The sequence below is a fragment of the Micromonospora sp. H61 genome (assembly GCF_018070325.1).
In the GTDB taxonomy this organism is placed as follows: Bacteria; Actinomycetota; Actinomycetes; order Mycobacteriales; family Micromonosporaceae; genus Micromonospora; species Micromonospora salmantinae.
On sequence record NZ_JAGPXY010000081.1, the window covers coordinates 1 to 20337 of the forward strand.

The following is a 20337-nucleotide window of genomic DNA, read 5'->3' on the forward strand; positions in this document are numbered from 1 at the left end:
GAGTACGCCCACCGCGGCGACCAGCAGCAGGAGGAGGACACCGCCGACGACGAGCAGCCAGGGGAATCCGCCGTCGTCCTCCTCGCCGGCGGCAACCGGCGAGGTGGACGGTCGGGGTGGCGCCTCGGCCACGGCCCGCAGCTCGGCTGGCTTCTCCTGGTTGGGATCGACCTTCCAACTGACCGAACGGCCGTTGACGGTGCCATTGCTGTCGATCACCCGGCCGGGGAATGTCACCGAGATCTCGAACGACATGAGCTTGAGGAACGCCTGTTGGTTCTGCGGATTCTGCTCCGCAACCTTTCCGCCATATTTCTTGGGATCGAGCGGCAGCGTGAAGCGGTAGAGGTCGCCGTCTCTGACCAGTTTCACGCTCTCGGTGTCGAAACCGGCCAGCGGTGCCTTGCGGTAACTGATCTGGGAGCCGTAGAAAGTGTCGTCCTGGTAAAGGGTTTCCTCACCCGCCGGTAGGGCGGGGATGTTCTGCCGCAACTCGGCGAAGGCGACCGGGAGGTTCTTGTTACGGCCGCTCAGCACGGACTTCTGAGCCGTCAGCAGGAGTTGCCCGTCGACCGTGTCGTCGGCGTTGACGGTCAACCCCATGTTGAGTTGCATGCAGCCGCTCAGCGCGGCGAGAAGAAGGAGGCACACCGCGACGCGGAGTGCCCTACCGCGGTTGACTCTCCTGTTCATGGGCTCAGTGTGTGTGATCGCTTTCACCATCAGCAGTCAGCGATCGGTCACAACGAAGTCGCCGATTGTACCGGCGCACTGTCGCCTTTGATTAGCCCCGACGGCGACCCGAATGACTATTCTGGAGCTTTGGGGCCACGACGGTTCCTCGTCGGCCCTAGTCTGGTCGGATGAGAATTGTCGCGTGCGTCCTGCTGGTGGATCCCGACGGGCGGCTGCTGTTGCAACTGCGCGACGGCGACGCGACGCACCACCCGAACGTGTGGGGGCTGCCCGGCGGCCACGGCGAGCCGGGGGAGACGCCGGAGCAGACCGCCGAGCGGGAGTTGTTGGAGGAGACCGGCCTGCGGGCCGACGGGCCACTGCGCCCGGTCGCCGTGCAAACGCTGCCCGAGTTGGCCCGGGTGAAGCACTACTTCCTCGGCAGCACCACGGCCCGGCAGGAGGACGTGGTGCTCGGCGAGGGCGCGGCGATGCTCTTCGTCCCCGGCGCGGAGGTGCTCGACGGTCGTTTGTGGACGCCGGGCACCGTGGAGGTGTTGACCGAGTTCTTCGCCTCGGCGGAGTACGCCGCCCTGGTCACCGGCCGGATCGCTGGGCCGGCTCAGCCCGCCGGCGGTCGCCAGTCCGCGTAACGGGCCATGCTGCGCAGGGCGACCCGGCCCGGGGTGAGCCGCAACGCGATGTTCCGCATCGCGAAGGCAATCGGGTTGTGCAGCTGCTGTCCGAACCGCCCGGCGACGTAGGAGGCCCGGGCAACGGACTGACTGCGTGGTCGACGCTGCTCGTCGTACGCGGCCAGGGCGGCGGGCACTTTCTCGGCGCCGCGGGCGCAGACCGCGCCGAGCACCACCGCGTCCTCGATGGCCTGCCCGGCACCCGGCCCGAGGTTGGGTGTCATCGGGTGGGCGGCGTCACCGAGCAGCGCCACCCGGCCCCGCAGTACGAGGGCAGCGGCTCGGCCAGGTAGTGGATGTCGTTGCGCAACACGACGTCGGGTGGGGTTGCCGCGAGAAGCTCCGGAATCGGGTCGTGCCAGTCGCCGAAGCGCTCCCGCACTGCCGTCAGCTCGTCGGGGGCGCCAATGACGGCGAGGGCGAACCGGATCGCGTCGCTGACCGACGCGGCCATCGAACTGATCGCCGGCGGTGGCATGCGAGCCCTGACCCACCGGGCGGTCGACGGCCGCGCCGGAATGCCGCCGGGCACCACCTCCGCGTACCTGAGGACCCGACAGGCGCTGATCGAGGCGGTCGTCGGACTGCCCCCCCGGCTCGACGGCGGCGACCTTGACGCGCTCGCCGCCGGTGTCGCCGAGGTGCTCGACCGCTGGTTGAGCACCGGACGCAGCCGGAGCCTCGCCCGCTACGCCTGCCTGCTGGAGGCGGTGCACCGGCCCGAGCTGCGCGGCATTCTGCAACACGGCACCGGCCTGCGGGTGCAGGCCCGGGACCTGCTGACCCGGGCCGGGGCCGCCGACCCCGATCGGCAGGGCGACCAGTTCGTGGCGTTCGTGGACGGGCTGCTCTTCGACCGACTGGCCGGCGCGGGCGCGCTCAGCGCCCCGCCAGCCCGGCACCGCGGCCAGCCGCGCCGACCTGAGCCTGACTGCGCGCGGGCACGTCGAGTTGGGGCGTGGAGCAGCCCGGTGATCAGGTCCGACGCGTGATGGGAGACGATCGCCCCGGATGCCGTGCGCCGCCGGCATGGTGCCGTGGGCCGGCCCTTTGGAGCTGAATCGTTTACGACATCGCGTCTGATTCGTCTACGGCATCAGCTCCAAAGGGGGAGCGGACGGGCATGCTGCGGTGCGTTGGCGGCGTGGTGTCGCGCTTCTGGCGGTGTGCCGGCGTGCGCTCGTGGCGGTGTGGTGAGCTGGCGGCTTGGCGTCGGGCCGGCGCGTCCGGTGCGGCGGGCCGGCCGGCGTGGGTGGGAGAGGTTGGGCGATGGTGCGGTTCAGCGGCCTGCGGACGGCCGGCGGGCGGTTGCGGCACGGCTGGCGGCCGGTGCTGGAGGCGACCGTCGCGGCGACCGTGGCCTGGCTGCTGGCCACCCGGTTGCTCGGGCACCCGCAGCCCTTCTTCGCGCCGGCCGCCGCGCTGATCGTCCTCGGGCAGGCCCGGGGGCAGCGCATCCGCCGGGCCGTCGAGGTCATCCTCGGGGTCGCCGCCGGGGTGCTCGTCGCGGACCTGGTGGTGCAGGCGCTCGGCCCGGGCAGCACCTGGACGGTGTTCACCGTCATCCTGCTCACCGTCCTCCTCGCGGTGGCCTTCGGTGCCACCGGCGTGACACTGGTGCAGGCGGCGGTCTCCGCGCTCTACCTGGTGGTGGTCGCACCACCGGACGGCTCGTTGGTGCCGTTCCGCTTCGTCGACGCGCTGGTCGGCGGCGCGGTCGCCCTCGCGGTCAGCCTGCTGGTCGACGCCCGGCATCCGCTGGCCCCGCTGGTCGCCGAGGTGCGGCGGACCTTCGACGAGTTGGCCGGGCTGCTCGGCGGGATCGCCGACGCGCTGGACGACCGCGACGAGCCGGCGGCGGTCGCCGCGCTGCGTCAGGCGCGGGGGATGGACGCCCGGGTGGACGGGCTGCGCGACGGTGTGCTGGCCGCCGGCGAGGCGTTGCGGCTCAACGTCCGGCGACGTCGGCACATCGGCCGGCTGCGCTCGGTGGACGAGTCGATCCGGCAGATCGACTACGCGGTACGCAACGTCCGGGTGCTGGCCCGAGCGGGCGTGACCCTGAGCCGGCTGCACACCCCGGCGTCGCCCGAGCTGGGCGCGGCCCTGCGGTCACTGGCCGAGGCGGTCCGTCAGGCCGGTGCCGCCCTCGCCGCCGACCTCAACGGGCAGGAGGAGACCGCCGACCGGCACGCCACCCGGGCCGACGAGTCGGCGTTGGCCGCGGTGCACGCCGCCGGGCAGCTCTTCGGTCCCACACAGACCCTGCCCCTAGCGATGATCATCGGTCAGGTCCGGGCCACGGCCATCGACCTGCTGCGCGGCGTCAACCCGGAGGACGACGCCGCCGTCCTCGCCCGCGTCGACGACGCCCTCGGCCTCCCGCCGGTCTGACGTCCGCACGATCAGCGGCGGTTCCCTGGCCTTCAAGGATGGGCGGTGAGCCAGGCGATGGCGGAATGGCGGATCGGGGCGGGGATGTCGTGGCCGCCGGGGAACTCCTGGTAGGTCACGTCGTAGCCGAGGTCGTGCAGGTGGGGGACGAGACGGCGGCTGCACACGTCGATGGGCAGCACCCGGTCGTCGACACCGTGCGAGATGAAGATCCGTGGCCGGCCGTGGGTGACCGGTGGCGCGGCGAAACCGGGTGAGAAGGCCAGCACCGCGTCGACCAGATCCCCGTTCGCCAGACCCAGCGACAGCGCGTACGAGGCGCCGTCGGAGAAGCCGCCGACAGTCACGTCGGCCACCGGGTAGGTGTCGAAGACGGTCGCCAACAGCCCGTCGATGCGCCCCACGTCCGCCCCGAAGCCGCCGGCGATCAGGTCCCAACTGGCCGCCGACGAGTCCGGGGCGACCAGCAGCAGGTGCTGCGCGTCCGCGACCGGCAACAGCAGGTCCAGTCCCTGCCGCGCCGAACCGCCCGCACCGTGCAGGAGCAGCACCAACCGGTACGCCGAACCGTCGGTCGCCGGCTCCGGGGCGTACCCCAGGGCCAGCCGGTCACCGTCGGGGCCGGTCATCGGCACCAGCCCGGTGCGGCCCGGCGCCACCGGCGGGTGGCGGCGGGCGCTCAACCGGCCGTCCCGAGGGCTCGGCGCCGGGTCCCAGCGCGACGGCGCGGAGTCGGACACGGGTCGGCGCTCCTCACGGTGGACGAAAGGTCCGACGCGGTTACCCGGCCCGTACGCGCTTAACCGTCAGCGTGCTCGACCGAGCGTCGACTCAGGCGCTGGCCCGCGCCACCAGGGCGGACGGGAAGAGGGTCACCGGAGCCGCCGGGCGCCCGTCCAGCAGGGCGGTGGCCGCGGCGACGGCGATCCGCCCCACCGGATGACTCGCCGTGGTCAGCGCCGGGGCGGTCATCCCGGCCAACGGAATGTCGTCGAAGCCGGCCACCGCGACGTCGCCGGGCACCCGCGCACCGGCGTCCCGCAGGCCCGCGATCACCCCGAGCGCGGTGTCGTCGCTGATCGCGTAGATCGCGTCGATGTCCGGCCAGCGGCGCAGCGCCTCGCCGGCCGCCGTCCGGCCGCGCGCCGCCCGGAAGTCCCCGGGCAGTATCCGCTCCGGTAGGCCGGCCTCGGCCATCAGTCGGCGGTACGTCTGCACCGGGCGTTGCGCGCAGGGCAGCCACCGGGGGCCGGTCACCATGGCGATCCGGCGGCGACCCGAGGCGTACAGATGGCGCAGCACCTCCTCGGAGCCGGCGGCGTTGTCGACGTCGAACGACGGCACTGTCGCCGAGCCGACGCCGATCGAGACCACCCGACCGCGCAGCGACCGGGGCACCGCCGCCAGCAGTTCCTCGGTGGTGTTGACCAGGATCACCCCGCACACGCTGCGATCCCCGTCGAGTTGGTCGAGGCTGCGGGGGTCGCCGAACGGCAGCCAGTACAGCGCCACCCCGACACCGGCGGGCGTGCACACCCGGGCGGCCGCGCCGACCACCTGGTGCACGTACGGGTCGTCCAGCACCGCGGCGCTGGTGCCCAGAACGGCCACCACCAGGCGTACGCCGCCGCCGCGGACCAGCGCCCGGGCGGCCGGGTTGGGCACGTAGCCGAGCTGGTCGACGGCTGCCGTGACCTGTTTCCGGGCGGCCGGCGAGGCGAACCCCGTGCCGGCGATCACCCGCGACGCCGTGGACCGGGACACCCCGGCGACCCGGGCCACGTCCTCGAGAGTGGCCGCTCGGTGTGCCGCTGTCGTCATCGTCGCCTCCTGCGGCGGCCCGTCCGGTCGGACCAACGCCAGCTCACATCATGCCCCGGCCGGACCAGCAGCGGTAAGGGGCGGTCCCCGGTTGTGGTGGTAGCGCTCTCAGGTGTGCGATCGTCCCAGGAGATCACCCCGAGAAAGAGGACCCACCCTCGTGAGCGCCCCCACCAGTCCACCCGTAGCCCCGGACACCGCATCGCCGACCCTGCGGACGGTGCGACTCGCCCGCAACGGCGTCGCTGTCACCTTCACCCTCAACGGGCTGGCCGTCGGCAGCTGGTTCTCCCGCGTCCCGGCGGTCCGGGAGGCGTTGGACCTCTCCGCCGGCCGACTCGGGTTGCTGCTGCTGGCGATGAGCGTCGGCGCGCTGCTCGCCATGCCCACCTCCGGCCTGCTCGCCCAGCGGTTCGGTGCGGCCCGCACCGTCACGATGGCCACCGTGCTGGTCGCCGTCGGCCTGACCGTGGCGGGGCTGGGCGCCACGATGACCGGGTCGTTCGCCATCGTCTCGCTCGGACTGGTCGCCCTCGGCTACGGCTCCGGCGCCTGCGACGTGGCGATGAACGTCGAGGGCGCGGCGGTGGAACGGCGGCTGGGCCGTACGATCATGCCCCGGTTCCACGCCGGGTGGAGCCTCGGTTCGGTGGCCGGAGCGGCGCTCGGCGCCGGAGCGGCGCGGTTCGACGTGTCGGTCGGCGCGCATCTCGTCGCGGTGGCGGTTGTCGTGTTGACCGGCACCGCGCTCGCCGCCCGGACGTTCCTGCCAGTGGGCAGCGATCACACCGGCGACCCGGCGGACGCCACCCCGGCCGCCCGTCGCCGGGCGCAACTCGCCGCCTGGCGGGAGCCGCGCACCCTGCTGATCGGGCTGTTCGTGCTGGTGGCGGCGTTCACCGAGGGTGCCGCCAACGACTGGTTGGCCGTCGCGTTCATCGATGGGCGGGACCTGAGCGAGGCCGCCGGCGCGGCGGTCTTCGCGGTCTTCGTGGTGGGCATGACCGTTGGACGCACCGTCGGCACCATCGCGCTGGACCGGTGGGGTCGGGTGGCGGTGCTCAGCGGCACCATCGGACTCGCCGTGGTCGGCGCCGGCCTGGCCGTGCTGGCGGGCTCCGGGCCGGTGGCCGTCATCGGCGTCGCGCTGTGGGGCCTGGGCGCGTCGCTGGGCTTCCCGGTCGGGATGAGCGCGGCGGCCGACGACGAGGCGCACGCGGCGGTGCGGGTGAGCGTGGTCGCGGTGATCGGCTACACCGCGTTCCTCGGTGGCCCGCCGCTGCTGGGGCTGGTCGGCGACGAGGTCGGCACCCTACGCGCGCTGCTGGCGGTGCCGTTGCTCCTGCTGCCGACCCTGTTGCTGGTGCCGGTGCTGCGCCCGCCGCCCTCCGCTGAAACTGCTCCGTCGGTAGTGAAGAACTAACCCACCTCGCCGCCGGGCGGTAGCGGGTGCGCGGCCGACTGCGCTGCGCACCCGCACTGGTCACGGTCGCCGTCTCAGGCCCGCACGACGTGCACCACAATTTCCTGACCGTCGCCAACAGTGCCGGAGAACCCCTCCGACAACGCGTCCGTGACCGTCAGCTGGAGCGCGAGGGTCTCGTGCGCGATGAGCTTCTGATGCGTGGAGATCGCCGCCGCGACGTCCGCGGGGGCGGCGATCGACACCGTGATCCGGTCGGAGACCTCGAAGTCGGCGTCGCGGCGGGCCTGCTGGATGATGCGGACGGCGTCGCGTGCGACGCCCTCGGCTGCCAGCTCGGGGGTGATCTCGGTGTCCAACGCGATCGTCGCGCCGCGCTGGGACTCCACCACCCAACCGGTGCGCGGAACCTCCGTGATCAGGATGTCGTCCAGGCCCACCTCGACCTGCGCACCGTCGACCGACAGTGGGTACGTCCCGTTCGCCCGGACACCGTCGACCAGGTCCCGGGGAGCCACGGCGGCGATCGCCTTCGCGACGTGCTGGGTGCGGTTGCCGAACCGGCGGCCCAGGGTCCGGAAGTTCGCTTTGACCTGCACGTCGATGACCCCGCTCTGGGCATCGAGCGGCTGGAGGACCTTCACGTTCAACTCGTCGCCGATGTCGTCGAGCAACGCCTGCGGGAGAACGGTGCCGGCCGGCAGCCCCACGAGCGCCCGACTCAACGGCTGACGGATCCGCAGACTGCTCGCCTTACGCGCGGACCGGCCCGCCTCGGCCAACGCCCGCGCCGTGGCCACCTGGGCCGACAACTCCGTGCTGATCAACGCGGTGTCGGGTGTGGGCCAGGTCGCCAGGTGCACCGACTCCGCAGCCGACTCGGCACCGCGCCGGACGACCTGCTGCCACACCTCCTCCGTGACGAAGGGAATGAACGGCGCCAGTAACCGCGTGAGGATGTCGAGGCACTCGTACAGGGTGGTGAGGGCGTCGGGGTCGCCCTCCCAGAAACGCTGCCGCGACCGCCGTACGTACCAGTTCGACAGGTCGTCGATGAAGTCGGCGAGCAGTCGGCCGGCGCGCGCCGTGTCGTAGTTCTGCATCCGTTCGTCGACGGCGGCCGCGAGGGCGTGGACCTCGCCGACGATCCACCGGTCCAACACCGGTCGCTGGGCGACCGGCTGCGCCAGGTGCGGCGCCCACGTCGAGTTCGCCGCGTAGAGGGAGAAGAACGCCGCGGTGTTCCAGTAGGTCATCAACACCTTGCGGACGATCTCGTCGAGTGGGCCGGGCCCGATCCGGCGCGGCGACCACGGTGAGCCGGAGCAGGCCATGAACCAGCGCACCGCGTCGGCGCCGTGTGTGTCCATCAACGGGATCGGCAGCAGGATGTTGCCCAGGTGTTTGCTCATCTTGCGGCCGTCCTCGGCCAGGATGTGCCCGAGGCAGACGACGTTCTCGTACGGGGACCGGTCGAAGACCAGCGTGCCCACCGCCATCAGCGTGTAGAACCACCCCCGCGTCTGATCGATCGCCTCGCAGATGTACTGGGCCGGGTAGGTGCGCTCGAAGATCTCCTTGCTGCCCGGCACGTGGGGGTAGCCCAACGACGCGAACGGCATCGCCCCGGAGTCGTACCAGGCGTCGATCACCTCGGGGACCCGACTGGCGACCTGGCCGCAGTCCGGGCAGGCGAAGGTGATCTCGTCGACGTACGGGCGGTGCGGATCCAGCTCGGACAGGTCGGCGCCGGCCAGCTCCCCGAGTTCCGTCCGGGAACCAACAGCTGTCACGTGGTTGTCCGGGCATCGCCACAGCGGCAGCGGGGTGCCCCAGTACCGGGAGCGGGACACCGCCCAGTCGATGTTGTTCTTCAACCAGTCGCCGTAGCGGCCGTGTTTGATGTGCTCCGGGAACCAGTTGGTGTTCTCGTTCTCCCGCGTCAGCTCGTCGCGGACCTCGGTCGTCCGGATGTACCAGGACGGCTGCGCGTAGTACATCAGCGGGGTGTGGCACCGCCAGCAATGCGGGTAGGGGTGCTCGAACGGTTCGTGCCGGAACAACCGACCGGACTTCTTCAGGCGGTCGATGAGCAACGCGTCGGCGTCCTTGAAGAACACGCCACCGACCAGGTCGATGCCGTCGTTGAACCGTCCGTTCGGGGCGACCGGGTTCACCAGCGGCAATCCGTACGCGCGGCAGACGGCGAGGTCATCGGCGCCGAAGGCCGGCGCCTGGTGCACCAGGCCGGTGCCGTCCTCGGTCGTGACGTACTCCGCGAGGACCACCCGGTGCGCGTCCGGGATGTCCACCAGGTCGAACGGCCGCTCGTACCGCAAACCCTCCAGGGCCGACCCCGGTACGGTCGCCAGGATCTCCGCCTCGTCGCCGAGGACCCGCTGGGTCAGCGGTTCGGCGACGACGAACGTGCCCTGCCCGGTGCGGGCGAGGGCGTACGTCACAGCGGGATGTACGGCGACGGCGGTGTTGGACACCAGGGTCCACGGGGTGGTGGTCCAGATCAGCAGGTCGACACCGCTGTGTCCGGCTACTTCCCCGCGCAACGGAAACCGCACGTACACGGAGGGGTCGGTGACGGTCTCGTACCCCTGCGCCACCTCGTGGTCGGACAGGGTCGTGCCGTCGCGGGTGCAGTACGGCGCGACCCGGAAGTCCTCCACCAGACGCCCGCCGTCGTGGATCTGCTTCAGCGACCACCAGACGCTGTCCACGTACTCCGGGGACATGGTCTGGTACGGATGCTCCAGGTCGATCCAGTAACCCATCCGCTCGCTGAGCTGGACGAACTCGTCCACGTGCCGCAGCACCGAGGTGCGGCACCGGGCGTTGAACTCTGCAACGCCCATCCTCTCGATGTCCGGCTTGCCGCCGAGCCCCAGTTCCTTCTCCACCGCGAGCTCAACGGGCAGGCCGTGGCAGTCCCACCCGGCACGGCGCGGCACCGAGAAGCCCCGCATCGTCCGGTACCGGGGAAAGAGGTCCTTGAAGACCCTCGCCTCGATGTGGTGGGTGCCCGGCGTGCCGTTGGCGGTCGGCGGACCCTCGTAGAACACCCACGGCGGACCGTCGGCCGTCTGCTCCAGACTCCGGTCGAACACGTTGTTGGCCTGCCACCACTCGATGACCGCACGGTCCATCCCACCAAGGTCGATCTTGGTGGGCAGTGGCACGAATGGTGACTTCGACGGACCGTCCGGCACCGACGTTCTCCCTACACTTCACGTCCGCTCGCACGGGCATCAGCTCACTGCCCACGCGGGGACGAAGCGCCGGGCGTATGGCCAGGACTCCGCGGTACCACCCCGCTTGCGCCTCGACGGTGCAGGCGCCGCTCAATTACGCGACGTGACGTGCCGTTACGTCCGGTTCTACTGGGGCTGTCGAACTGCCCGTTCTTCCGGAGGCTCCCCGGTGATGGCCGGATCGGTGCCGATGCCGCCCAGCATAGCTGTCCGTGCGCGCGGCCAGTGGCCGGAGCGCTAGGCGTGCAGCCAGACGCGGAGAGAGCCGGTGGTGGTGAAGCCGGCGGCGAGCGCCGGCGTCAGGTCCCTGGTGGTTTCGTAGCCGACCCGGCGCTGGCTCAGGGGGCGTAGACCAGGTCCATCGTGTCGGCGTGCCCGGACCAGCGCAGGTCGAGGCGCCAGCAGCCGGCCTGCGGCAGGTCGATGATCGACGGCCCTGGCCCGCCGGCGACCTCCCGGGTCACCCGGGTGTCGGTGCCGTCCAGTGCCGCGGTGATCACCAGGGTTGCCGGTGCCGTCGGGTCGGGCGAGGTCGTGGCGGCGCGAGCCACCCACAGGATCTTGTTGTTCGACCCGTCCGTCCGGACCTGGCGCAGCGGATGGGCGAACAACACCGCCACGATGTCACCCTTCGCGCCGAAGACGTGCGGAACCCGCGCGTCCCCGCTGAATCCGGCGTCCGCCCAGTCCGGCAGGGACCCCGTCTCGACCCGTGCCGCGCAGGCGGTCGCGGTGCCCGCCGTGGTGGCCGCACCCGCCGTCGGCGCCGCCCCGCTGGTTGTGATGGTGCACCCCGCCAGCAGGACCATCGAGGATGCCAGCATCAACCTGCCCCAGGAAACCATCTCGCCCCTTCCGGTACGCGTCGACGACTCGTCGCACCTTTCCGACACCGCCCAGGCCCGCCGGGTTCCTAGCCCAGTGAGCGGGCGATCTCGATCGCCTCGGCCTTGGTGAGGGTGCCCTCAAGCCGGTAGCTCACGTCGTTGTCCTGCCAGATCAGGGTCGAGCCGGCAAGTCGGGCGGTCTCCCGGCGGATCCCGCCCGCCCGGTCCACGTAGGACAACGCGTGTGGGCCGTCGACCCAGACGGCGAAGTCGCCGTTGACCTGGACCCAGTTCGCGCCCGGCGGGGTGACCTCCTTGTGGAAGGCCAGGTCGAGGCGACCGTCGAACGCGTCGACGCGCAGCGCGCCCCCGTCGTAGAGCAGCGTCGCCACCCGGTACCGGCCCGTGGCGTCCGGGTCGGCGACCAGCACCTGTTCGGGCGTGCCCAGCATCGCCGGCAGGCGGATCGGAAACCGCACCGCCCGTTGCGCCTCGTCCAGGACGACGGTCCGCTGCCCGGGCAACGGCGACGCGGTGCCGCCGGGCGGCGTCGGGGCGGTCGAGGTGGCGATGCTGACCCCGGCGAAGCGCAGCAGCCCCGTGACGACGTCAGCGATCGCCGCCCGCGTCGGCGGCAACAGCGCCACCAGCAGGGCGACGAGCGCCACCGCGGCGAGCGACCGCCACCGGCGCCGCCGGGGCGCGGGCGTGCCGAGTCGTACGCGGACGCGGGCGGTCACATCGGGCGGCTCGGGGGTGTCCAGCCAGGCGGACAGGTGGCGCAGTTCCCGTTCGAGGTCACCCATGCCGGACCTCCGCACGGTCGAGCAGGCCGCGTAGCTTCGCCAGCGCCCGGGACGTACGCGACTTCACAGTGCCCCGGGGCCAGCCCAGAGCCGCCACCGTCTCCTCCTCGGTGAGATCGAGGAAGAACCGGCAGACGATCACCTCACGGTCCCGTACCGGCAGTTGTCGCAGGGCCTGCACCAGCGACGCCCGGCGCTCCCCGGCGAGGACCGCGCCGACCGCGTCGTCCCCGGCGACCTCGGACGTCGGGTCCGCTGCCGCCGCCCGCAGGACGAGCCCGTCGCGCCGGCCACGAGAGCGGTGCAGGTTGCGGGTCTCGTTCGCGACGATCGCGAGCAGCCACGACCGGAAGGACGCGTCACCCCGGTAACGGGACAGCTTCCGGTACGCCTTCACGAACGCCTCCTGGATCACGTCCTCGGAGTCCGAGCCCGCGCCGAGCAGCACCGCGGTCCGGTACGCGGACGCGGTGTGCCGGGCGACCAGGAGGTTGTACGCCTCCAGGTCACCTGCCCGAGCGCGGGTGACGAGCGCCTCGTCGTCCAGGGAAGCCTCCGTTCGGATCACACTCATGACACCGCCCACCCGCCGCGGGTTCCACCCGGCTTTCCCGAGGTAGGTCAGCTCTCTCCCATCCGGCGCGCAGCGTATTGCCAGGAACCGGTGCTGCACTGGAGGGACGTCGAGGAGAGGGGCGGGGCATGAGCTGGTTCAACCGCCGGTCACGGGGTGCCGAGGCGACCCCGACGAAGCTGGACCGGGAGGCGACCCGCGACGACCTCGCGGCGCTGGAGGCGTTCGTCGCCACCCGGCGCGGGGTGGAGTTCTACCTGGAACCGGAGACGACCGCGACGGACACCACGGTGATGGCGATCGCCCACGACGGCGAGTGGATCCGCCGCCGTACCGGAACGCCCCGCGCGGCCGGGGCCATCGCCCGCAAGCACGCGGTGCCGCTGTACGAGGCGGCGCGCACCGGCTACCCGGAACGGATGCGGACCTGGAGCCGGGCCCACCCGGAACGCCACGCCCGCTGAGGCTGGGTCAGGCAGCATCGAGGGTTGAGCCGACCTGCTCACGCGTCATCGGCTCGGCGTGGCTCGAGACGTACCAGTGGTAGGTGCTGTCGAGCAGTCGCCGGACCAGGTCGACGTCGAGGCCGTCCTCCGGCCGGCGCAGGTGCGCCGGCGGCGGGTAGAAGCAGTCGCCCAGCAGCATCACCCCCGAGTCGGGCACCAGCACCACTGCCGAATCCGGTGCGTGCCCGCCGCCGACGTGGCGTAGCCGAACCCCGACCGGCAGCTCGTCCACGTCGGCGAAAGTCCGAGTTGGCGGCAGGATGGCGAAGTCTTCCCAGGACGCCATCGCGCGTGCGCGGGCTTGAAAGCTCGGGCGCAGGCGCGGATCGGCACGTACCTGCTCTTGCAGGTAGCGGTGGCTCCACGGCCGGGCGGCCTCGGCGCGCAGCAGCGACACCGCTGTCTCGTGCCCGACGATCTCCACCCCGGGCCAGGCGCAGGCGCCCCACACGTGGTCCCAGTGATGATGGGTGTAGACCAGCCAGCGCGGCTCCGGAAGCCCGGCGGCGACCAGCGCGGCCTGGATCTCGCGGGCGTGCGCGGGGCTCTGCCCGGCGTCGATCATCACACTGCCGCGTTCGTCGACGACGACGGCGACGCCGGCCTGGACCGCCTCCGGGTCGGGATCGCCCGGACAGAGCCAGACCCGGCCCGCAAGGTGGTGGAACTGCGGGGCGATCATGGTGATCGACCTCCGAGATTGATCGCGGACACTGGTGTGGCGTTCGCCGATCCTACGTGAGGGTGTCGGCCGGCACCGCCCTGCCGGAGGGTCGGCGCAGGTCAGAGCTCGTCCGGCCATCCTTTGCTCTGCTTGCCTATCTGCACCGGTGACCCTCCGTGCCCGGTGCGCATAGGTAAGCAGAGCAAAGGGCGTCGGGCATTGATCTGGGGCATTGCGTCGCGCGGAGCCGCGCCCGCACCAATCGTTGAAGCTCGATAAGTGCCGCCCGTCTGGCGGGGCCGGACCGGCGTTGACCGGCGGCGCGGCGGTGTGGCAGCATTCGCGGCCTGACGGCAGTGAAGGAAGTCGGTGCGAATCCGACGCGGTCCCGCCACTGTCACCGGGGAGCGATCCCCCCTCGTGAGTCACGGCCGTGTGTCTGCGGTTGGAAGGCCGGGGGAGAGCGTCGATCCGGAAGCCAGGATACTTCGGCCGTCGGGACGTACCCCAGGGCGTGGACACCCGAGGAGGACCCGATGACGCACGGCGTCTCATTCACCGACGATTACCGTCGTATCGCGCTGCAGGCAGTGCATTCCAAGGACACCGGCCACCGGCACCGCTGAGCTGATCGCCCGGCGCCGACCGGCCCCGACGCATGCGTCGGGGCGCCGTTCGCTCGGGCCGTCGTACCGGCTGACGCCGTACCCACCCGCATCGCCCCGGTCGCCCCCCGTGAGGGCCCAGGGCGTCACTTTCCGGAGCCTGCCGTGCGCATCCTGCTGCTGTCCACCGCCGACACCGACCTGCTGGCCGCCCGCGCCAGCGGTGCCGACTACCGGTTGGCCAACCCCGCCCGAGTCACCGCCGAGGAGGTGCCCGCCCTGCTCGACGGGGTCGCCCTCGTCGTCGTACGCCTGCTCGGCGGTCGGCAGGCGTGGCCGGACGGTCTCGCCGCGGTGCTCGCCACCGGCGTGCCGACGGTAGTGCTTGGCGGTGAGGCGCTGCCCGACGCGGAGCTGATGGCCACCTCCACAGTGCCGTCCGGGGTCGTCACCCAGTCGCTGGCGTACCTGGTGGAGGGCGGCCCGGACAACCTGGGGCAGCTGGCCCGGTTCCTCTCCGACACGGTGCTGCTCACCGGCGAGGGGTTCGCCGCACCCACGCCCACCCCGGCGTACGGCGTGCACGGCGAACACCCCGCCGACCCGAATCGGCCCACTGTGGGGATCGTCTTCTACCGGGCGCACGCCCTCGCCGGCAACACCGACTTCGTCGACGTGCTCGCGGACGCGGTCCACAAAGCCGGCGGCAACCCGCTGCCGATCTTCTGCGGCTCGCTGCGCGGGCTGACCGCGGGCGCCGGCCCACTCGGGCTCTTCGCCCGCTGTGACGCGCTGCTGGTCACGGTGCTGGCGGCCGGCGGTGCGGTCGCCGCGGACGCCTCCGGTGGCGGCGACGAGGACGCCTGGGACGTCGGGGCCCTGGCCGCCCTGGACGTGCCGGTCATCCAGGCGCTCTGCCTCACCAGCACCCGCGCGCAGTGGGCCGACAGCGACGCCGGCCTGTCCCCGCTGGACGCCGCCATGCAGGTGGCCATCCCCGAGTTCGACGGCCGGATCGTGTCGGTGCCGTTCTCGTTCAAGCAGATCGACGCCGACGGGCTCTCGGTCTACGCCGCCGATCCTGAGCGGGCCGCCCGGGTCGCCGGGATCGCGGTGCGCCACGCCCGGCTGCGGTACGTGCCGCACGCCGACAAGCGGGTCGCCGTGGTGCTCAGCTCCTACCCCACCAAGCACTCGCGGGTCGGTAACGCCGTCGGGTTGGACACCCCGGCCTCGGCGGTCCGGCTGTTCGCCGCGCTGGCCGAGGCCGGCTACGACCTGGGTGACGCGCCACCGCCCGACGACGGCGACGCGCTGATCCACTCGCTGATCGCCGCCGGTGGTCACGACGTGGAGTGGCTCACCCCGGAGCAGTTGGCCGCCGCCGAGGCCCGGATACCCGGGCCGACGTACCGGCGTTGGTTCGACCAGGTCCCGGCCGAGCTGCGCGAGCGGATGCGGGAGCACTGGGGTGAGCCGCCGGGCGAGCTGTACACCGAGGGCGGCGACATCGTGCTCGCCGGGCTGCGCTTCGGCAACGTGGTGCTGCTGATCCAGCCGCCCCGCGGCTTCGGGGAGAACCCGATCGCCATCTACCACGACCCGGACCTGCCGCCCAGCCACCACTACCTGGCCGCGTACCGCTGGTTGACAGCGCCCGCCGCGGACGGCGGCTTCGGCGCGGACGCCGTGGTGCACCTGGGCAAGCACGGCACCCTGGAGTGGCTGCCCGGCAAGGGCCTCGGCCTGGCCGCGGACTGCGCGCCCGACGCGGTCCTGGGCGACCTGCCGCTGGTGTACCCGTTCATCGTCAACGACCCCGGCGAGGGCACCCAGGCCAAGCGGCGGGCGCACGCCGTTGTCGTCGACCACCTGGTCCCGCCGATGGCCCGCGCCGAGACCTACGGCGACCTGGCCAAACTGGAACAACTGCTCGACGAGTACGCGACGGTGCAGGCCCTCGACCCGGCCAAGGTGCCCACCGTGCGGGCCCAGATCTGGGACCTGGTGCGCGCCGCCGAGCTGCACCACGACCTGCACGCCGAGGCGATGCCCGACGCGGACGACTTCGACGACTTCGTGCTGCACCTCGACGGGTACCTGTGCGAGGTCAAGGACGTGCAGATCCGCGACGGGCTGCACATCCTCGCCGACGCTCCCACCGGCGAGCCCAGGGTCAACCTGGTCCTCGCGGTGCTGCGCGCCCCGCAGATCTGGGGCGGCGCCCGGGCCCTGCCCGGCCTGCGACAGGCCCTCGCCGTCGCGTACTCCCTCGACGAGCAGGAGCTGCTCGCGTCGCCGGGACAGCGACTGGCGCTGCCCGCCGCGCTGACCGACGTGGTGGACGGGCCGGCCGGCACCGCCGCCGACGCGATCGACCTCATCGAGGCCCTCGCGCGGCGGCTGGTCGTCGGCATGGAGACCCTGGACTGGGCCGTTGACACTGTTGACGCGGTGGTGACGGAGGTGACCGGTCGGTCGGTCCCGGACGTCGCCGCGGTGCTGCACTTCGCCGCCACCGAACTGGTACCCCGACTGGACCGGACCACCGACGAGCTGACAAACACCCTCGGGGCGCTGGACGGCAGGTTCGTGCCGCCCGGCCCGTCCGGCTCACCCACCCGGGGCCTGGTCAACGTGCTGCCCACCGGCCGCAACTTCTACTCCGTCGACCCGAAGGCCATCCCCAGCCGCAACGCCTGGGACGTCGGGGTGGCCCTCGCCGACTCGCTGCTGGCCCGGCACCTCGCCGACACCGGGGCGTACCCCCGCTCGGTGGGGTTGACAGTCTGGGGCACCAGCGCGATGCGGACCCAGGGCGACGACATCGCCGAGGTGCTCGCGCTGCTGGGCTGCCGGCCCGTCTGGGACGACCGGTCCCGGCGGGTCACCGGCATCGAGGTGGTGCCGACCGCCGAGCTGGGCCGGCCCCGCGTCGACGTCACAGTGCGCATCTCCGGCTTCTTCCGCGACGCGTTCCCGCACGTGGTGGCGCTGCTCGACGACGCCGTCCGGCGGGTCGCCGCCCTGAACGAGCCGGACGAGGAGAACTACCTGCGGGCGCACGTCGCCGCCGACGTCGCCGAGCACGGCGACGAGCGGCGGGCCACCGCCCGGATCTTCGGCTCCAAACCCGGCGCGTACGGCGCCGGGCTGCTGCCCCTGATCGACGCCCGGACCTGGCGCAGCGACGCCGACCTGGCCGAGGTGTACGCGGTGTGGGGCGGCTACGCGTACGGCCGGGGCCTGGACGGGCGGGAGGCGCGCGCCGACATGGAGCGTTCGTTCGCCCGGATCGCGGTGGCGGTGAAGAACCAGGACACCCGCGAGCACGACATCGTCGACTCCGACGACTACTTCCAGTACCACGGCGGGATGGTGGCGATGGTCCGCCACCTCACCGGCACGTCACCGCAGGCGTACGTGGGTGACTCGGCGATGCCGCACGACGTGCGTACCCGCACGCTGGGTGAGGAGACCCGGCGGGTGTTCCGGGCCCGGGTGGTAAACCCGAGGTGGATCGCCGCGATGCGCCGGCACGGCTACAAGGGCGCGTTCGAGCTGGCGGCCACAGTGGACTACCTGTTCGGCTACGACGCCACCGCCGGTGTGGTCGACGACTGGATGTACGAGCACCTGGCCGCCGCGTACCTCTTCGACGAGACCACCCGGGAGTTCCTGGAGAAGTCCAACCCGTGGGCGTTGCGTGGCATCACCGAGCGGCTGTTGGAGGCCGCCGACCGGGGGCTGTGGGCCAAACCGGAGCCGGCCACCCTCGACCGGCTGCGCGACACGTACCTGGCCAGTGAGGGCGATCTGGAGGACCGGGCATGACGATCTACCCGTTCAGCGCCGTGCTCGGCATGGCCGACATGCGGCTGGCGTTGCTGCTCAACGCGGTCTCCCCGGCGATCGGCGGGGTACTGGTCCGGGGTGAGAAGGGGACCGCCAAGTCCACCGCCGTGCGGGCTCTCGCCGCGCTGCTGCCCCCGGTGCGCCGGGTGGCCGGCTGCCGTTTCGGCTGTGACCCGGCCGAGCCCGACCCGGCCTGCCCGGACGGCCCGCACCCGGCCGACGCCGACGCCGAGACCCGCCCGGCCCGCCTCGTCGAGCTGCCGGTGGGCGCCGCCGAGGACCGGGTGGTCGGCGCGCTGGATCTGGAGAAGGCGATCGGCGAGGGGGTACGCGCCTTCGAGCCGGGCCTGCTCGCCGCCGCGCACCGGGGTGTGCTCTACGTCGACGAGGTCAACCTGCTGCACGACCACCTCGTCGACCTGCTGCTCGACGCGGCGGCGATGGGCCGCAGCCACGTCGAGCGGGAGGGCGTCTCGGTCAGCCACGCGGCCCGGTTCCTGCTGGTCGGCACGATGAACCCGGAGGAGGGGGAGCTGCGCCCGCAGCTGCTCGACCGGTTCGGGCTCACAGTGGAGGTGGGCGCCAGCCGGGACCCGGAGATCCGGGTCGAGGTGGTCCGTCGCCGGCTGGCCGCCGACGCGGACCCGGTCGGCTTCGCCGCCCGCTGGGCCGACGCCGACGCGGAGATCGCCGGCCAGGTGGCCGCCGCCCGCCGCCGACTTCCCGGGGTACGACTGCCGGACGCCGCGTTGCGGCAGATCGCCGAGGTGTGTGCGGCGTTCGACGTGGACGGGATGCGGGCCGACATCGTCACCGCCCGGACCGCCCTCGCCCACGCCGCCTGGCACGGCCGGGACCGGGTCACCATCGACGACGTCCGGGTGGCGGCCCGGCTGGCGCTGCCGCACCGTCGCCGCCGCGACCCGTTCGACACCCCGGGGTTGGACGAGAAGCGCCTCGACGAGGCGTTGCAGCGCGCCCAGGACGCCCACCCCGACGACCCGGACAACGCCGGCCCGGACGACAGTGGCCCGCAGGGCGGTGGCCCGGACGGCGGCGGCGGCCCGAACGGGGGCGGTCCGAACGGAGGCGGACCAAACGAGGGCGGCCCGAGTGGTGGCGGACCGCAGGGCGGCGACGGCGTCGACCACTGTGAACCCGGGACGGCCGGGCACTCGGCGGCGCGGAACGGCGCTGGCCCCGACGGGCGCACCGACGGCACCGACGGCTGGCCGCCGCGCCAGCCGGGCGACCGGGGCGACGACGACGGCTGGCCGCAGCACCAGCAGGGCGGCGACGGCCGGAACTCGCGCCCGCGCGGTGGCCGGCAGTCGGCGACCGGTGCCGACGACCCGACCCGCGGTGGGGAGTCCCAGCCGGTGGCCGTACCCCGGGGTGGGCTGAAGGCGCGGGTGCTCACCGCGCCCGGCCTGGGTGACGGGGTGCCGGGCCGACGGTCGCGGGCCCGCACCGGGCGGGGCCGCACCACCGGCGCCCGGGTGCCGGCGGGTCGGGTGGGCGCGCTGCACCTGCCGGCCACGATCCGCGCCGCCGCGCCGCACCAGGCGGTTCGGGGCCGGGTCACCGGTCCGCTGCGACTGCGCCGGGACGACCTGCGCGAGGCGGTTCGTGAGGGGCGCGAGGGCAACCTGGTGCTGTTCGTGGTGGACGCGAGCGGCTCGATGGGCGCCCGGCAGCGGATGACCACAGTGAAGGACGCGGTGCTCGCCCTGCTCACCGACGCGTACCAGCGGCGGGACAAGGTCGCGGTGATCGCGTTCCGGGGTGCCGGCGCCCGGACCCTGCTGCCGGCGACGTCGTCGGTGCTGGCCGCCTCGACCCGGTTGGCCGAGTTGCCCACCGGCGGGCGTACGCCGCTGGCCGAGGGGTTGCTCGCCGCCGTGGACCTGTTGCGGGTGGAGCGCCTGCGCGATCCGAAGCGCCGCCCACTGGTCCTGATCGTCACCGACGGGAGAGCCACGGCGGGCACCCGCCCGCTGGACCGGGCGGCAGCGGCGGCCGCCGTCCTGGCCGCCACCGGCGCCCCCTGCGTGGTCGTCGACTGCGAGTCCGGCCCGGTCCGCCTGCACCTGGCCGCCCGCCTGGCCACCCAGCTGAACGCCCCAAGAACCCCCCTGGAAGCCCTCACCCACCCCCACCCCCGCGATCTTGCACTTCCGGTCGCGGCATAAGGGGCGAGGTGCGCATATGACCAACAGAAACTGCAAG

The 20337-nt window shown here is 72.7% G+C and carries 17 protein-coding genes and 1 riboswitch; of the genes, 7 read left to right on the forward strand and 10 right to left on the reverse strand.

The window, feature by feature from the left end:
• On the reverse strand, positions 1 to 693 hold a 693-nt coding region (locus tag KBX08_RS28095; RefSeq protein WP_210786336.1), incomplete at its 3' end, for a DUF3153 domain-containing protein.
• Positions 694 to 863: 170 nt separating this feature from the next.
• Between KBX08_RS28095 and KBX08_RS28100 the strand changes: the two genes are divergently transcribed.
• A complete protein-coding gene (locus KBX08_RS28100) occupies positions 864 to 1328 on the forward strand; it encodes an NUDIX domain-containing protein (protein WP_210786337.1) in 465 nt (154 codons plus the stop codon).
• Here KBX08_RS28100 and KBX08_RS34105 read toward each other — a convergent pair.
• Together KBX08_RS34105 and KBX08_RS34110 are read right to left on the reverse strand one after the other, a co-directional pair.
• Positions 1298 to 1624 carry an FAD-dependent monooxygenase gene (locus KBX08_RS34105; RefSeq protein ID WP_238688807.1) on the reverse strand — a complete coding sequence of 109 codons (327 nt, stop codon included), beginning with the start codon at positions 1622 to 1624 and terminating at the stop codon, positions 1298 to 1300. The two genes, KBX08_RS28100 and KBX08_RS34105, sit on opposite strands and share 31 nt — an antisense overlap.
• Positions 1591 to 1848, reverse strand: coding sequence for a hypothetical protein (locus KBX08_RS34110; RefSeq protein WP_247670194.1), 258 nt, complete (start codon positions 1846 to 1848; stop codon positions 1591 to 1593). Before KBX08_RS34110 ends, KBX08_RS34105 begins: the two co-directional genes overlap by 34 nt.
• Between KBX08_RS34110 and KBX08_RS28110 the strand changes: the two genes are divergently transcribed.
• Together KBX08_RS28110 and KBX08_RS28115 are read left to right on the forward strand one after the other, a co-directional pair.
• Complete coding sequence (locus tag KBX08_RS28110) at positions 1847 to 2362, forward strand: TetR/AcrR family transcriptional regulator (protein ID WP_247670195.1); 516 nt, start codon at positions 1847 to 1849, stop codon at positions 2360 to 2362. The genes KBX08_RS34110 and KBX08_RS28110 overlap by 2 nt on opposite strands.
• A 277-nt stretch (positions 2363 to 2639) precedes the next feature.
• On the forward strand, positions 2640 to 3764 hold the full coding sequence (locus KBX08_RS28115; RefSeq protein WP_210786338.1) for an aromatic acid exporter family protein: 1125 nt from the start codon (positions 2640 to 2642) through the stop codon (positions 3762 to 3764).
• Between the two features lie 32 nt (positions 3765 to 3796).
• Here the strand turns inward: KBX08_RS28115 and KBX08_RS28120 are convergent, their stop codons facing one another.
• Both KBX08_RS28120 and KBX08_RS28125 read right to left on the reverse strand, forming a co-directional pair.
• On the reverse strand, positions 3797 to 4504 hold the full coding sequence (locus KBX08_RS28120) for an alpha/beta hydrolase (protein WP_210786339.1): 708 nt from the start codon (positions 4502 to 4504) through the stop codon (positions 3797 to 3799).
• Positions 4505 to 4595: 91 nt separating this feature from the next.
• A complete protein-coding gene (locus KBX08_RS28125; protein WP_210786340.1) occupies positions 4596 to 5585 on the reverse strand; it encodes a LacI family DNA-binding transcriptional regulator in 990 nt (329 codons plus the stop codon).
• A gap of 160 nt (positions 5586 to 5745) precedes the next feature.
• Here KBX08_RS28125 and KBX08_RS28130 point away from each other — a divergent pair, with 160 nt between their 5' ends.
• Complete coding sequence (locus KBX08_RS28130) at positions 5746 to 7008, forward strand: MFS transporter (RefSeq protein ID WP_210786341.1); 1263 nt, start codon at positions 5746 to 5748, stop codon at positions 7006 to 7008.
• A gap of 74 nt (positions 7009 to 7082) precedes the next feature.
• Here KBX08_RS28130 and ileS read toward each other — a convergent pair whose 3' ends face one another.
• The 4 genes from ileS to KBX08_RS28150 all read right to left on the reverse strand — a co-directional run bounded on the left by ileS (position 7083) and on the right by KBX08_RS28150 (position 12478).
• Positions 7083 to 10229, reverse strand: a complete 3147-nt coding sequence (ileS, locus tag KBX08_RS28135) for an isoleucine--tRNA ligase (protein ID WP_307850672.1) — start codon at positions 10227 to 10229, stop codon at positions 7083 to 7085.
• A gap of 380 nt (positions 10230 to 10609) precedes the next feature.
• Positions 10610 to 11095 (reverse strand): hypothetical protein, encoded by a 486-nt coding sequence (locus tag KBX08_RS28140; protein ID WP_247670196.1) that lies wholly within the window; start codon positions 11093 to 11095, stop codon positions 10610 to 10612.
• An 89-nt stretch (positions 11096 to 11184) separates the two neighbouring features.
• Positions 11185 to 11904: a hypothetical protein gene (locus tag KBX08_RS28145; RefSeq protein ID WP_210786343.1), complete on the reverse strand. Its 720-nt coding sequence runs from the start codon at positions 11902 to 11904 to the stop codon at positions 11185 to 11187.
• The gene (locus tag KBX08_RS28150; RefSeq protein ID WP_210786344.1) at positions 11897 to 12478 is read right to left on the reverse strand and encodes an RNA polymerase sigma factor; all 582 of its coding nucleotides are present in this window, start codon (positions 12476 to 12478) and stop codon (positions 11897 to 11899) included. The genes KBX08_RS28145 and KBX08_RS28150 overlap by 8 nt, the downstream gene beginning before the upstream one ends.
• 128 nt (positions 12479 to 12606) lie before the next feature.
• Here KBX08_RS28150 and KBX08_RS28155 point away from each other — a divergent pair, with 128 nt between their 5' ends.
• On the forward strand, positions 12607 to 12942 hold the full coding sequence (locus KBX08_RS28155) for a hypothetical protein (RefSeq protein WP_124771482.1): 336 nt from the start codon (positions 12607 to 12609) through the stop codon (positions 12940 to 12942).
• A 7-nt stretch (positions 12943 to 12949) separates the two neighbouring features.
• Here the strand turns inward: KBX08_RS28155 and KBX08_RS28160 are convergent, their stop codons facing one another.
• Positions 12950 to 13666: an MBL fold metallo-hydrolase gene (locus KBX08_RS28160; protein WP_210786345.1), complete on the reverse strand. Its 717-nt coding sequence runs from the start codon at positions 13664 to 13666 to the stop codon at positions 12950 to 12952.
• 341 nt (positions 13667 to 14007) lie between these two features.
• Positions 14008 to 14137, forward strand: a riboswitch (cobalamin riboswitch).
• Between the two features lie 281 nt (positions 14138 to 14418).
• Between KBX08_RS28160 and cobN the strand changes: the two genes are divergently transcribed.
• Positions 14419 to 18087 (forward strand): cobaltochelatase subunit CobN, encoded by a 3669-nt coding sequence (gene cobN, locus KBX08_RS28165; RefSeq protein ID WP_210786346.1) that lies wholly within the window; start codon positions 14419 to 14421, stop codon positions 18085 to 18087.
• Entirely contained in the window at positions 18084 to 20300 is a 2217-nt protein-coding gene (locus KBX08_RS28170; RefSeq protein WP_210786347.1) for a magnesium chelatase subunit D family protein, read from the forward strand. Before cobN ends, KBX08_RS28170 begins: the two co-directional genes overlap by 4 nt.
• Positions 20301 to 20337 lie beyond the last annotated feature (37 nt).

Coding starts and splice junctions, on each gene's coding strand:
- KBX08_RS28100 (WP_210786337.1), top strand. CDS start 864: ATGAGAATTGTCGCGTGCGTCCTGCTGGTGGATCCCGACGGGCGGCTG.
- KBX08_RS28110 (WP_247670195.1), top strand. CDS start 1,847: ATGCGAGCCCTGACCCACCGGGCGGTCGACGGCCGCGCCGGAATGCCG.
- KBX08_RS34110 (WP_247670194.1), bottom strand. CDS start 1,848: ATGCCACCGCCGGCGATCAGTTCGATGGCCGCGTCGGTCAGCGACGCG.
- KBX08_RS28115 (WP_210786338.1), top strand. CDS start 2,640: ATGGTGCGGTTCAGCGGCCTGCGGACGGCCGGCGGGCGGTTGCGGCAC.
- KBX08_RS28125 (WP_210786340.1), bottom strand. CDS start 5,585: ATGACGACAGCGGCACACCGAGCGGCCACTCTCGAGGACGTGGCCCGG.
- KBX08_RS28140 (WP_247670196.1), bottom strand. CDS start 11,095: ATGCTGGCATCCTCGATGGTCCTGCTGGCGGGGTGCACCATCACAACC.
- KBX08_RS28145 (WP_210786343.1), bottom strand. CDS start 11,904: ATGGGTGACCTCGAACGGGAACTGCGCCACCTGTCCGCCTGGCTGGAC.
- KBX08_RS28150 (WP_210786344.1), bottom strand. CDS start 12,478: ATGAGTGTGATCCGAACGGAGGCTTCCCTGGACGACGAGGCGCTCGTC.
- KBX08_RS28155 (WP_124771482.1), top strand. CDS start 12,607: ATGAGCTGGTTCAACCGCCGGTCACGGGGTGCCGAGGCGACCCCGACG.
- KBX08_RS28160 (WP_210786345.1), bottom strand. CDS start 13,666: ATGATCGCCCCGCAGTTCCACCACCTTGCGGGCCGGGTCTGGCTCTGT.
- KBX08_RS28170 (WP_210786347.1), top strand. CDS start 18,084: ATGACGATCTACCCGTTCAGCGCCGTGCTCGGCATGGCCGACATGCGG.